A 13,596-nucleotide genomic window follows, 5' to 3' on the forward strand; every position below is an offset into this window, starting at 1 on the left:
TTGTATCAAAATAAAACGCATGTGAAGAGCTGTATTGAAGTATATCTGAGTTGAGTGAGCATAGAACTTGCTTTAATCGTCTTCCGTGGTCTTTTTACCGGAGGATATGTGCGTCTTTTAAATATATTATTTTCGACGGTTCTTGCAATTCCGCTGGTTCAAGGTGGCGAGTATAAGTGCTATAAAGTCTATTCCAGAAAAAAAGTTACTATTATTAAGACAAAAATGCGCGTTGAAAAAAATGTGTTAGCAACGAAAACAAACGCTGCGTGGGAGATTTCACGTGCGGGAATCGCTGAACTAAACACAAAACTTTATTCTATGGAGAACCTACTTTATTATCTAGGTACTGGTTTGATCGCCAAAGAAAATATTTTGTCTGATGGTGGTGGCGGTGGCGGTAAGACATTCGCCATGCGAGAATTTTTTGAATCACAACTACGAGCTGTGAAAGGAGAAACTCAAGATGCCAGAAATCGTTGGAACGTTGATTTGGTTAAATTCATCGATGAAATGAATAGGATTATTGACGAAGAGAAAAGATACATAAAAGATGCCGACAAACGATTGTTTACGATCCAATTCCATCAGTTATTAAGTGAAACGTCTTTGCTGGGTGGACCCAATCCAATCAAGTTTGTAAAAGAAGGTATTTACGAAGTCGATTACAGTCGCGCCTTGATTGCCGAGAAAAATATGTTTGCGATCCTCGATGAAATCGAAAAAGCCCCACCCAGTTTGCAAATGACATTACTTTCAATCCTGAATGAGCGTCAGGCATTAGCTGGAAACAAAGTTGTTCAAACAATGTTAGAATCCATTGCCGGAACAACTAATAAAACATTAGGTCAAATGGTTTCACAAGCGGATCCTCATGAAATCGGTGGACGAATGGCCTACCTAGATCGCTTTGCGCTAAAGTTCCATTTGGTATACACGGGACATAGTGCAACTGATAATTATCTATTCGTCGAAAACTTAGAAGCCAATAGCAGCGAAAAACGATACACGATTATCGATTTGCGCGGCATTCGCCCGCTGGCCGACAATGTTGAAATTTCGAAAGAATTAATTTCTTCAGCGGTCGATGTTGTGACCGAAATGGATCTTGCGTACAGTCAGCATTTAAAAGAGTTGCAGTCGGCGATAGAAGATCCAGCCAAACAACCTTCTTTTTATCCTCCCTACTCGGGATCGAATCGTGCCAATTCTAAAGTTATTAAGATGTGGCAAGCCGCATTTATTATGCGCCAGTTAATTAACGGTGTTGCTTATGAATCGGTAAATTTAAAAATGTCAGCTAAAGATTTAGTAGATTTAGCTCCGGTTGTTTTACAAGGCGGACCCGATACTTTTCAGTCGGCCCATAGTATTAAGTTAGGATTTTTACAATATAAATATATTGGAGAATCTGAAGAGGGCTTACCGATACCAAAAAGTGAAAAGATCGTTGTAGCCAAATCTAACGTTGATGTAACTACGGCGGCCTTCAGGAATAAAGACATCTATGCAGAGAATTCAATTTCGACGGGTTACTATGACCCTTCGACAGAAATGTTTACTTATAAATCATTAAATCACGGGCAGATTCGAAAGGTTCATTTCGATGTCAAAAAAGGAAAACTAAATATACCAAATGAAGTCATCGCAGATGAGCTGGGTGTAGGGCTAGATCTAGATAATGTTTTTTTTGACGGAAATGAATCCCTTGCAAGACGATTAGCTGATCTAAATAGTCGACTTTCAAAGATTCATGTGAACGCGGTTCGCGGGGGCAAAGATAAGAATGAAACTGGATTTGTTCTTTCAGGAATCATCGAGGAATACTTAAAGCCAAATAGTCAGGCCGCGATTATAAAAGAAGCCAAAGAACAATTGGCAGAAATTAAAAAGTTCCATGAACGATTTCGCTCGATTATTAATCCTAAAATTAAAGAGCTAAGTACGGTTTCAATGTCTGAAGTTGATGTTTCTGTAGATATTAAGCAGGATAAAGAATTCTTTGATAGAGCCACCAAGTTATCGAGCGAATTAGAAGATGCTTTAGATCAGAAAAATTCAGATAAGGTTTTGGATATTGCGATTCAATCAGTTCGATTGGGTTTTGAAGAGATGACATTCTGGTTTAAAAACTCGGGCAGCACTGTCGCAGGGATGTTCAAAGGGATTTCCTCACGAAGAAACGTTATGCTTTTTGGTCCTCATGGATCAGCAAAAACAATGATGTCGCGAATGATATTAGAACGCGAACTCGAAGGCATTTCCGAGATGCAGATTGCAAAAGCCAATGCACTACTGGCTCATGTGTTACCTCATGGAGTTAAAGGCAAGGGTTCGGTATGGATTAAACAATTCCATCCCATGTCGACCGAAGGTGATATCGTAGGTCGTCTTGATTTGAAGGCCATGGAAGAAGGCCGTGGATATACATATAATCGAACGGGCAGCTTGGCCGCGAAAGACGTTTTTTTTGCCTTATTGGATGAATTTGAAAAAGCCCCCCCAGGAGTAAAAACGGCATTGTTGTCCTTGATGAATGAGCGCGAAGTTTTAGGTGGAGAGGAAAAAGAGGTATCAAATATTATTTCGATGGTGATCACGACGAATTCGACCCCGAGCGAATTCTTGATTAGCCAGGGTGATTTTTCGACGGGAGCACCGATCTTTGACCGTATTCAACAGAAAGCGTATGTTTTCAACAAAATGGACAAAGCGGATTTGAATTCATTTCTATCCCGATTGTATGCGGGTATCATGCCTCGCTTACACAGTCCTTTGATGTTGTCGCAGATTGGACTGTTGGAGAAATATTTCCGCATCGGTGATGCCGATAAAATGCTTCTTCATGAAATCAATGTCGAGTTTTTGAAGATCGTAAAAGATCGTTCAGAGGCAGAACGTGAACTCCATAACGGCCAGCGCGACCTGTACCCCACTTATTTTATGAATACGCATGGGGAAAGTCGTCGTACCTTAGGATCCACATTTTTGAAAGAATTGGGAATTACGGTGCAAATGAATCGAGTACTCAAGGGCGAGTCGACTCAAAGTTTTAAAGAACAATACGTGTTTGATCTTAAAGACATCGAATCATTTGCAGAAATGTATATGACAGCAAACTTCGCATTCGCAGTTAAAGCGCGCTACAATTCAGACGGTGTCCTTTATTTCGTGGTCGAGAAAAAAAGCACTTCTGGGATCGAAGATCGCATCAGCAACCGCGAAAAAGAAACTCTCTCTCACATGGAATGGGAAGCTACTCAAATGGCAAATATCATCAATGTCAAACTCAAAGCCTTGATGGCCAACAAAGAACGCATAGAAATCATGAAACAATTCCCAAAACGCTACCGAACCCTATTCCAAACCGAAGACCAAAGAAAAGCCTGGCTGGACAAACACTAGGAGGTGTTCAGCTTATCCAGCCAAAACCCCTACTGTGTGTCCTTTTCAAACTCTCCAGGGCCAGGAAGTAAGTCCATTAAACATTCACGCCAGTATTCAGGGGCATCATCAGAATAATCGAGGGCAATGTGAAAGCCCTTTTTTCCAATAAACTTTGTTCTTTTAATTTCGCCGCTAATTTCAATATTCATCGGTTCTAATTTAATATAGACGCGGTTCCCGACAAGGCAGTCGAGGTTCAAATTACTTCGAAGGGACTGGGGGATAAGATCTGTCCTTTGAACGATCAGGAGTAGACCTGTCGCAGAAGCCTCTACGATATCGCAATTTTTTGCGAGTTTTGCGAGATTATTTAAGGAAGCTAAGTAGGCCACTTTTATTGGCTCAACTTCTTTTCTTGGGGAAACCCGTTTGTTTTTCATTGCCAGTGAACTTTTATCTTTCTTCAGTTTTTTTGCTTTTTCCATCGCATCCTTTTCCTTTTTTTTCGCAGAGATTGATTTTCAAGCTTTCGGTGCAGGTATGCCTATCTTCTCGGAGGGTGACGGACGAAAGTTAAGTCGATTCTTAGTTTGAAAAAAAATATATAAGAGTAGACGATCTTGATTTGAAACCACTGTATAAAACTTAGTCGAATTAAAAACGTTTAAAAATTAGGAGTGATTCATTGGCGTTTCAAAATAGTAGCCAGGGACAGCTGGGTGAATTCCAACTTTACAGCTATTCCCGATAATGACATTTCATCTTGGGATAAAAAGCTCCATATGAAATTGAATTTGATAATGTTGAGAAAAATAATACGAAATTATTTAATAACAGAGATTTATTTATCATTTTGGATTCAGTTGCTATTGGGCCAGATTATTGATTTTCCCGAAGCCACATCCATCATTCTTTGGAGGGCAAGGCGTGCTTTTTTTTGCAGGCTCGGTTCTAATATGATTTCTGGCTTCAAAGTCTCCAATGCGGCTTTGATTTTTTCGAGGCTATTTAGTTTCATGTAAGGGCAATCATTGCAGGCACAGGAAGCATCTTCGACTGGCGCTTGAATGAGTTCGACATCGGTTCGGAGTTTTTTCATTTGATGAAAGATACCCGTTTCGGTGGCGACAATAAATTTTTTTGCTGGGTTTTTTTGAACCTCTTCAAGCAACCTCGAAGTGGAGCCAATGACAGAGGCAAATTGAAGAACATTCTCTTCGCACTCGGGATGAGCAATCACTACGGCATCAGGATGATTAAAGATCATTTCGTTTAAGCGTTTAGCATTAAACAAAACATGAACTTCACAGGAACCTGGCCATAATTCAAAACGACGATTTAATTTTTTCATTAAGTAACGTCCAAGATGTTGATCTGGACCAAATAAAATTTGGCGATCCTTGGGAATGGAAGAAATTATTTTCTCAGCATTTGAAGAAGTAATGATAACATCGGAAATAGATTTTACTTCTGCAGAAGAATTAATATAAGTGACGACAAGGGCTTTAGGGTGTTGCTGTTTCCACGCCAAATATTTTTCATAAGGCGAAGAGCTTACTAAAGAGCATCCTGCTTCTAAATCAGGAACTAAAACTCTTTTGTCGGGATTTAGGATCTTCACACTTTCTGCCATAAAGACGACGCCAGCGAGTAAAATCACTTCAGAATTAAGCTCCTGGCCTTTTTGAGCTAGAAAGTAACTATCACCAACAAAGTCAGCAATATCTTGAATATCACCATCTTCATAGTAGTGGGCCAAGATGGTAGCCTTTTTTATTTTTTTTAATTCAAGAATTTCAGAAGTGAGCGTGTGAACCTTATCGTAGATCATAAAACAAAATCCTTTTGTCCTTTTGGGGACAGGCTCTTTATAAGGAGGAGCCCCCTTTTAATACATTTATGATCGACTTAGAAGCACTTTTTAGAGATTCAAAGACTCCCCGGCCCTCATTGGCCGTGGCTTCAAATTCAGGAGCATTAAATGGATTGAGCGTGGCCCTAAGCTCTGGCAAAGAGGCGGCATTTGGAAGGTCCCTTTTGTTATATTGCATAATTAAAGGAATTTCTCTGATATTATAGCCTTGTTGTTCTAGATTAGTTTGCAAATTTTTAAGAGATTCTAAGTTCTCTTCCATGCGTTCGATCTGTGAGTCAGCCACAAAAACAACACCATCTAAGCCTTTCAGAATTAATTTTCGAGAGGCATCATATACCACTTGTCCTGGAACAGTGTACAAATGAAATCTGGTTTTAAATCCACGAATTTCGCCAATGTTCAAGGGCAGAAAATCAAAAAACAAAGTTCTTTCAATATCTGTACTCAAGGTGATGAGTTTGGATTTTTCATCCTCACTTGTTTGCCGATAGACCCATTGTAAATTCGTAGTTTTTCCACCCAAAGAAGGTCCATAGTAGACGACTTTACAATGAATTTCTTTAGCGTTGTAATTTATAAAAGACATTACAGCTCCACACGGTTTTCTAAGGCTCGATTCATAGTTCTATCATCTACGAAATCGATGTCTCCCCCGATTGGAACACCATGGGCGATTCGACTCAAGCGAATTCCACGATTCTGCAGTAATTTTGTAATGTATAGCACAGTAGTGTCACCCTCAAGATCGGCATCCAATGCCAGGATAATTTCTTTGATTGGAGTGCCGTTGAGCTCTGCTTTGTTGAGCCTTTGAACTAATTCTTTAATTTTTAAATGGTCTGGAGTGATTCCATCCAAAGGGGAAAGGGCTCCATGTAATACATGATAGCGACCACGAAAGCCCCCGGAGGACTCAATTCTCATGACGTCAGAGGGATCTTCAACCAAGCAAAACACATCATTTTGCCGGTGAACATCCGAACAAAATTTACAAATAGTTGAATCAGTGAAATTAAAGCATTCAGGGCAGTCATGGACCTCTGCACTGACTCGCCTTAAAGCTTCAGAAAGGGATTCTGAGTAATCTGCTTTAGACTTTAAAATATAGTAGGCCAAACGCTGGGCCGTTTTCGGCCCAATACCTGGGAGCTTAGTGAGCTCATGAACTAGTTTTTCTAAAGCGGGTATGCGTAACATTTAGAACAAACCTGGAATTCCCATACCACCGGTAATCTTTTCCATTTCCTTGGCCATTGTGTCTTTGGCCATCTTGAGGGCATCATTGGTTGCTGAGACAATCATGTCTTGTAACATTTCTGCATCCCCGGCCTTAAAAACATCGGGATTAATAGTCACAGCCAACATTTTGTGATCCCCATTGATTTTGATGGTCACGGCGCCACCACCAGAGGTTCCTGAGAACTCTTGTTTACCAATTTCTTCTTGGGTTTTCTTCATTTTTAATTGCATTTGATTGGCCTGTTTCATTAACTGAGCCATTCCTCCAGCCATACCTTTCATAAAAAATCCTTTCTTTTAAGAGATCTCTCGCTATGTACTTTTTAGGTACTTTAATAGGAAAGAGATCTAATTTTTCTCTGGTTTTAGATCCGTCACTGATTTGATGGACCCATTGAAAGCTTTTTGCGCAGCCATCACCTTTGGGTCATTCATAATTTTTTGTTTGATCTCTTCCTCGGCGAGTAATGATTTCTTAGTCATGATTGCCTGGGCTGTTTCTCCTTGAGGGGAGGACTGCAAGACCACTTCAAAAGCATATCCATTGCCCCAGTAGGAATCAATATATCCTTGTAATTTTTTTTTCGTAGCATTGTCGTTTAGCTGATCTTTCAAAAAAACTAAACTTTTAGGAATGCTCAATGATAATTTTTTGCCGACTTCAGAGTTGAAAATAACATTTTCTAACTTAGCGGAAAAAAGAGCGTCTTCAATGCGCAAGAGCTCAATAAAATGGGTCCATTTTTCCGCCGGAGTTTCTCCTGTAACTTTTCTGAGGACAGGTTTTGGAGGCTCTATTTTTAGAGGCTCTATTTTTGGAGCTGAAGTAGTCAAGGATGGAAAGGATGGAGGGGGTTCCGTGGTGGTATTTTTAACTTGTGTCTGAAAATGTTGAGAAGAGTGGGAATGGCTAGGTGTCTTTGAAGGAGGGACTTGCGGTGAATTTAAATGGGAAAGCAAAACCTGCAAGTCTTGAATCCTTGGCCCTGAAGACAAGCGCAACAGCAACATCTCGACAATCAACATAGGATCTTGAGTGTAGTTTAAATCCTGGCTGGCTTTTAAAAGCATATCGAATAATAAATGAATATCTTCTTGGCTGCATTTTTGTGTTAAAAAAGCCAAGCGTTCGAACTCACTTTCTGGAATTTCAATGATAGTCGTCGCTTCAGCTCCAGAGACTTTGATTACCAACAGATGGCGGGTGAGCTCAATCAACTCTTGAAAAAATAAATCAGGCTCTAGACCAGCCAACTTCAAAGAACGAAAAAGAATCACCATTTCTTTAGCTGCGCGATCAAGAATTAACTCTAGAGTTTTAAATAAAAGCTCGCGATCAGTGAGACCTAAGATTTCTTGGACTAGTTTTTTGCTAAGGGGGCCATTGGCAAAGGTAATCACCTGATCTAATAGACTTTGGCTGTCTCGCATCGAACCATCAGCTTGTTTGGCGATTAGCCATAAAGCATCGTCATCAGTCGTTATTTTATCTTGGGAACAAATAAACTTAAGATGTTCGGCAATTTGTTTGATGGAAATACGGCGAAAATCAAAACGCTGACAACGGGAAAGAATTGTTTGGGGAATTTTGTGAACTTCCGTTGTTGCCATGATAAAAACAATATGAGGGGGAGGCTCTTCCAAGGTTTTTAAGAGCGCATTGAAAGCCGAAGTTGAAAGCATATGAACTTCATCAATGATATAAACTTTGTAGGAACCAGAGGACGGCATGTAGCCCACGGTCTCGCGCAGGTCTCTGATAGAATCAACGCCATTATTTGAAGCCCCGTCAATTTCGATAACATCAACACTGCTAGAGTCGGCGATTTCAAGACAACTTGAACAGTGATTGCAGGGAATAAAATCCTGAGCCTGGGGGCAGCGAAGAGCTTTTGCTAAAATCCGAGCCGAGGTGGTTTTGCCTGTACCTCGAGGACCAGTGAACAGGATGGCGTGGGGAATGCGACCATTTTTTAAAGCATTGATCAGGGTCTGAGTGATATGACTTTGGCCAACAACTTCTTGGAAAGATTGAGGTCGCCATTTTCTGGCTATAACTTGATAACTCATGTGCCATCACTCCCCAAAAAGCATTACGACTAAAAAAGTGCCGAGCACCCCATATCACATAGTCCTCTGGGTACCGTTGCTTCCTTCCGGATCTAGCGGGATTCATCAAAGACGCTATTGTATGGGACTCGGCCTATTGGGTTTAACCTACATAGAACTTCTTAGCACTACTTAACGCCTTGCGCGCTTAGTAAGGATTGGATTTCACCTTTTGAACCAACGCTACAGCCAAAAATTCGTTTGTTCTCACTATCAAATAAGAGCAAGGTTTTATTCATATCACCAATTACGGCAACAAATTTTTGAGCTTCTATGTTGTAAATAGCCAAAGAGACATAACCACTATTTGCCTGGCTACTAATTTGGTAGAATAAATTCTTCTCGTTGAAGAAACTCAGTGAAGTTTCTTTGGCTTGAGTCCAAGAAAAATTTCCTTGATGAATCAGTTGATCGTATTTTGTTCCATCAGCATTGGCACCCAATATCATACAAGAATACAGAACTGATGAATCAGACGATGAATCTGCGTAGGCAAAATGACTCAAGGTCAGAGCTAGACAGACGATCGCTGTCGCCTTTTGAAAAATATTTTTCATAGAAACTCCTTTTTGTTTGGTTTGTTAATTTTATTAAAAAATGGAACTTATTAAAATTTGATGTCTCTTATGTAATGGCAAGTGTACCCACCAGGATTTTTTTTCAAATAGGCCTGATGATAGGTTTCGGCGGAATAAAAAGTGCTTGCTTTGATAATTTCAGTAACAACAGGTTTTTTCCAAGCACCAGAAAACTCAACTAGTTCTTTGATTTTTAAAGCTGTTTTTTGCTGCTCTTCATTTTGAAAGAAAATGGCTGATCGATATTGAGAACCCACATCATTACCCTGTTGATTTTTAGTTGTCGGATCATGAATCTTAAAAAAGAATTTTAAAAGATCCTCATAGGTTAGCAAAGTTGGGTCAAATTCAATCTTAATAGATTCGGCATGACCTGAAGTCCCCTTTTTTACAATGTCATAAGTAGGATTAGGAATAGTGCCACCGGTATAACCAACTTCAGTAGAGAGAACACCCTTAAGATTTCTGAAGAGCTCTTCGACTCCCCAAAAACAGCCTCCAGCCAGTATAGCAACTTCAGAATGCATTGACATTTTTTTAATCTCCTTCGCGAAAGAGATATTCGCAAACAACATTAAGAGACTCAGGATCACTTTCATTAGGGAAGCATCTCTAGGCAAAGGGATCCCTGTCAAGCAAGATAATTTGCTTAGTTAGCTTTAGTATACTTATTTATTCTTCTTCGGAATCTTCCTCTTCCTCGTCGTCATCCTCATCGAGGTCTTCGTCATCTTCATCTTCAGATTCCTCTGAAGCTTCGATACGGATAAGCCAACCCTCTTCGTAGGGATCTTCTTGGATGATCGACGGGTCTTCTAAAACTTGCCCATTTACTTCTAACACTGTGCCATTTACAGGCGAGTAAATGTCTAGGGGGCCATCATCGGTTTCAATCGTGCCCAAGGCGACATCGGCTTCCACTTTTTCATTTTCCGGAGGAAGTTCAATGGAAGTGATTTCTTCGAAATCTTCAAGACCATCTTCATTGATACCGATAGTAATGATACCATCTTCTTCTTGTGTCCACATATAGCCCATAAAATTTCTAATATTGTCACTCATACGATCTCTTCCTTGTTATTCAATAAACAAGTATAATAAACATTATTTCAATCAAGCTAAGGAATATTTGGTTTAACGCAAAACGATAATTTGTCAGAGAATCCTCGTGCTCCATGACAACTTCAGTCAAGGAGCATAGAGATAATTTCTATGTTTAATGTTGTTTTAGTTGAGCCAGAAATTCCAAATAATACAGGAAATGTGGGGCGTACCTGTGTTGCTTTGTCGAGTCATTTACATCTTGTTGAGCCTTTTGGTTTTGAGTTGAATGACAAGCAGTTAAAAAGGGCTGGTTTGGACTATTGGGTTAACTTAAACTGGACCACCTACCAGGGGATCTCTCGATTTAAGGAAATTCACACAAATAAACGAAAAATTTATTTTTCAGCTCATGGTAAAAAAACCTATTTTGAGCACCAATTCAAAGAGGGAGATTTTTTAATTTTTGGGAAAGAGAGTAAAGGCTTAGATCCAGAAATTTTAATTCAAAATCAGGAGAATACGTATTGTATTCCGACCCCAGGTCAGGTGCGAAGTTTAAATTTAGCAACGGCAGTAGCTATTGTTATGTATGAAGGTTACCGGCAGTTAACTCAAAATAAAAAATAATAAAAGATAGATCAGTCTAGGGTTGCTGTTTTCAGCTATCAAAGCTATCCTCTTAATCTATGATTATAAATTTATTAAAAACAATATTTGGCACCAAACATCAACGGGAAATGAAAGTGATTCAACCGATTATCGATAAGATAAATCAATTTGAATCAACAATGAAATCGTTAACTGATGATCAATTAAAACATAAAACAGTGGAATTCAAAGAGCGATTGTCTAAAGGGGAAACTCTGAATGATATTTTGCCAGAGGCATTTGCTGTTTGCAGAGAGGCATCCTTCAGAGTTTTAGGAATGCGACACTACGATGTGCAACTAATCGGTGGCTATGTCCTGCATAAAGGACGAATTGCAGAAATGAGAACTGGGGAAGGTAAGACCCTGGTGGCGACCCTCCCGGTATATTTGAATGCTCTTAGCGGTAAAGGTGTTCATGTAGTTACCGTGAATGATTACCTGGCAAAAAGAGATGCCGAATGGATGGGGCGTTTGTACACTTGGCTAGGGTTGACCATTGGAATTATTGTTCATGGATTAACCGATGAAGAGAGAAAAGAATCCTATGGAAGCGATATTACCTATGCGACTAATAATGAATTGGGTTTTGATTATTTAAGAGACAATATGAAATTTGATTTGAACGAATATGTTCAAAGAGGCCATAACTATGCGATTGTGGACGAGTGCGATTCCATCCTAGTGGATGAGGCCAGAACGCCGTTAATTATTTCTGGACCGGCAGAAGCTTCAACCGACAAATATGTTATTATTAATAAAATTATTCCAAAGTTAAAAGAGAAGGAACACTTTACTATTGAGGAAAAGTCAAAATCTGTTTCTTTGACAGATGAGGGGAATAGAAAAGCAGAAGAGCTGCTGAATTTAGATAATTTATATGATGCTCAAAATATTGAAATCCTACACCATGTGATTCAGGCCTTAAAAGCTCATCACCTCTATCGAAGAGATGTCGAGTATATGATCCAAAACGATGAGATCGTTATTGTAGATGAATTCACTGGCAGATTGATGCCGGGACGAAGATGGAGCGACGGTTTACATCAGGCAATCGAAGCCAAAGAAAATGTAGATATTAAAAATGAAAATCAAACCCTAGCGAGCATTACCTTTCAAAATTATTTTAAAATGTATTCGAATTTGTCTGGAATGACGGGAACTGCCGATACCGAAGCGGTTGAGTTTAAAAAAATCTATGATTTAGATGTGAATGTGATCCCTACTCACAGACCGATTGATAGAAAAGACCATAATGATGTGATTTATAAAACTGAAAAAGCAAAGTTTAGGGCGATTGTCAGAGACGTTAAAGCGCGAGCCGAAAAAGGCCAGCCTATTCTCGTTGGAACAATAAGCATTGAGAAATCAGAATTATTAAGCCAGTTTTTAAAAAAAGAAGGTGTGACTCACCAAGTGTTAAATGCAAAACACCATGAAAGAGAAGCAGAGATCGTCGCACTTGCTGGCAGAAAAGGCGCCATCACTATTGCTACCAACATGGCAGGTCGGGGAACCGATATCATGTTGGGTGGAAATCCAGAAGTGATGGCCAGAAAAGAAACCAAAGTTGAAGAGGGTCCTGAATTTGAAGTTGCAAAGTTAAAGTTTAAAAAACAATGCGAAGAGGAACGTCTTGAAGTGGTTGCCGCCGGCGGTTTGTGCATTGTCGGCACAGAAAGGCATGAATCCAGAAGGATCGACAATCAGCTGCGAGGAAGATCAGGAAGACAAGGCGATCCTGGTGAATCGAAGTTTTATCTTTCTTTAGAAGATAGTTTATTACGAATTTTTAATGGTGAGAAGATTCAAAAAGCAATGACCTTACTAAATATTGATGAAAATGAGCCTATCGAAGCCAGAATGGTGACCAAACAAATTGAAAGTGCACAAAGAAAAGTTGAAGGACATCACTTCGATATTCGAAAAAATTTATTTGATTATGACAATGTGATGAATATTCAACGTAATGCCATTTATAAAATGAGAAGAAATGTTCTTGAAGGCCATGATATTAATAATTTTTTCTTAGAGATGTTAGCAGATGTAACGACATTAATTTTAGATTCTTTTTTGCCAGAGGGAGCGCCCAAGGCCCAATGGAATATTGAAGGTTTAAATAACTCCTTACAAGAAACCTTTGGTTTTAAAATGGACTTTCATGAAACTGAAGCAAGTGCTGATAAAATCACCCATGAAATTCAGCTAAGAATTAAAGAAATTTATGAAAAACAAAAATCTGTTATGGGTTCCTTCTTTGAACAGGTTCAAAAAATGATCTTGTTGCAAAGTATTGATCAAAAATGGAAAGAACACTTATTGGTCATTGATAAATTAAAAGAAGGAATTGGATTGAGAGGCTATGCTCAAAAAGATCCACTTATTGAATACAAAAAAGAGGCCTTTGCCGCCTTTGAAAGTTTGAATCATTCAATTAAGCAAGAGGTGTGTGAAAAATTAATGAAAGTTCAACTTGTTGCCCAGCAAGCAGAGCAGGTTTTACAATCTTTTATGCCTGAAGAAACAGACTTGGATGAATTAAACTACCAAGCCCCCCAAGAACAAGACATTGGGCGACCACTGTCGGACCTTGGTCTGGAAAATGAGCCTAAAAAAAACAAAATTACGTTCAATCAGGGGCCTGGTGACGAACCAAAAATGAACAGAGAACAGAGACGTCGTTTACAAAAGGACCAAAAGAGAAGATAATCTAAGG

Annotated in this window: 12 protein-coding genes and 1 other RNA gene; 3 read left to right on the forward strand and 10 right to left on the reverse strand. The window is 39.3% G+C overall.

Features of this window, described 5'->3' with window-relative positions; translation table 11 throughout:
* The first annotated feature begins 108 nt into the window (after positions 1–108).
* On the forward strand, positions 109–3,405 hold the full coding sequence (locus tag J0M15_01515; protein ID MBN8535706.1) for an AAA family ATPase: 3,297 nt from the start codon (positions 109–111) through the stop codon (positions 3,403–3,405).
* A gap of 29 nt (positions 3,406–3,434) precedes the next feature.
* Here the strand turns inward: J0M15_01515 and J0M15_01520 are convergent, their stop codons facing one another.
* The 10 genes from J0M15_01520 to J0M15_01565 all read right to left on the reverse strand — a co-directional run bounded on the left by J0M15_01520 (position 3,435) and on the right by J0M15_01565 (position 10,251).
* Positions 3,435–3,827, reverse strand: coding sequence for a hypothetical protein (locus J0M15_01520; protein ID MBN8535707.1), 393 nt, complete (start codon positions 3,825–3,827; stop codon positions 3,435–3,437).
* Between the two features lie 419 nt (positions 3,828–4,246).
* Entirely contained in the window at positions 4,247–5,218 is a 972-nt protein-coding gene (gene nadA, locus J0M15_01525) for a quinolinate synthase NadA (GenBank protein ID MBN8535708.1), read from the reverse strand.
* A 37-nt stretch (positions 5,219–5,255) separates the two neighbouring features.
* Complete coding sequence (locus J0M15_01530; protein MBN8535709.1) at positions 5,256–5,849, reverse strand: gliding-motility protein MglA; 594 nt, start codon at positions 5,847–5,849, stop codon at positions 5,256–5,258.
* Positions 5,849–6,460: a recombination protein RecR gene (gene recR, locus J0M15_01535; GenBank protein ID MBN8535710.1), complete on the reverse strand. Its 612-nt coding sequence runs from the start codon at positions 6,458–6,460 to the stop codon at positions 5,849–5,851. The genes J0M15_01530 and recR overlap by 1 nt, the downstream gene beginning before the upstream one ends.
* Positions 6,461–6,784 (reverse strand): YbaB/EbfC family nucleoid-associated protein, encoded by a 324-nt coding sequence (locus tag J0M15_01540; GenBank protein ID MBN8535711.1) that lies wholly within the window; start codon positions 6,782–6,784, stop codon positions 6,461–6,463.
* Between the two features lie 66 nt (positions 6,785–6,850).
* Positions 6,851–8,572 carry a DNA polymerase III subunit gamma/tau gene (gene dnaX / locus J0M15_01545; protein ID MBN8535712.1) on the reverse strand — a complete coding sequence of 574 codons (1,722 nt, stop codon included), beginning with the start codon at positions 8,570–8,572 and terminating at the stop codon, positions 6,851–6,853.
* A gap of 35 nt (positions 8,573–8,607) precedes the next feature.
* Positions 8,608–8,706: signal recognition particle sRNA small type (ffs, locus tag J0M15_01550), an RNA gene on the reverse strand.
* A 33-nt stretch (positions 8,707–8,739) separates the two neighbouring features.
* Complete coding sequence (locus J0M15_01555; protein MBN8535713.1) at positions 8,740–9,168, reverse strand: hypothetical protein; 429 nt, start codon at positions 9,166–9,168, stop codon at positions 8,740–8,742.
* A 50-nt stretch (positions 9,169–9,218) separates the two neighbouring features.
* Positions 9,219–9,716 (reverse strand): peptide-methionine (S)-S-oxide reductase MsrA, encoded by a 498-nt coding sequence (gene msrA / locus J0M15_01560; GenBank protein ID MBN8535714.1) that lies wholly within the window; start codon positions 9,714–9,716, stop codon positions 9,219–9,221.
* Between the two features lie 145 nt (positions 9,717–9,861).
* Positions 9,862–10,251 carry a glycine cleavage system protein H gene (locus tag J0M15_01565; GenBank protein MBN8535715.1) on the reverse strand — a complete coding sequence of 130 codons (390 nt, stop codon included), beginning with the start codon at positions 10,249–10,251 and terminating at the stop codon, positions 9,862–9,864.
* Positions 10,252–10,401: 150 nt separating this feature from the next.
* Between J0M15_01565 and J0M15_01570 the strand changes: the two genes are divergently transcribed.
* Together J0M15_01570 and secA are read left to right on the forward strand one after the other, a co-directional pair.
* The gene (locus tag J0M15_01570) at positions 10,402–10,860 is read left to right on the forward strand and encodes a tRNA (cytidine(34)-2'-O)-methyltransferase (protein ID MBN8535716.1); all 459 of its coding nucleotides are present in this window, start codon (positions 10,402–10,404) and stop codon (positions 10,858–10,860) included.
* 59 nt (positions 10,861–10,919) lie between these two features.
* Positions 10,920–13,589, forward strand: a complete 2,670-nt coding sequence (secA, locus tag J0M15_01575) for a preprotein translocase subunit SecA (GenBank protein ID MBN8535717.1) — start codon at positions 10,920–10,922, stop codon at positions 13,587–13,589.
* Positions 13,590–13,596 lie beyond the last annotated feature (7 nt).

The sequence above is a fragment of the Deltaproteobacteria bacterium genome, from assembly GCA_017302835.1.
Lineage (GTDB): Bacteria > Bdellovibrionota > Bdellovibrionia > Bdellovibrionales > Bdellovibrionaceae > UBA2316.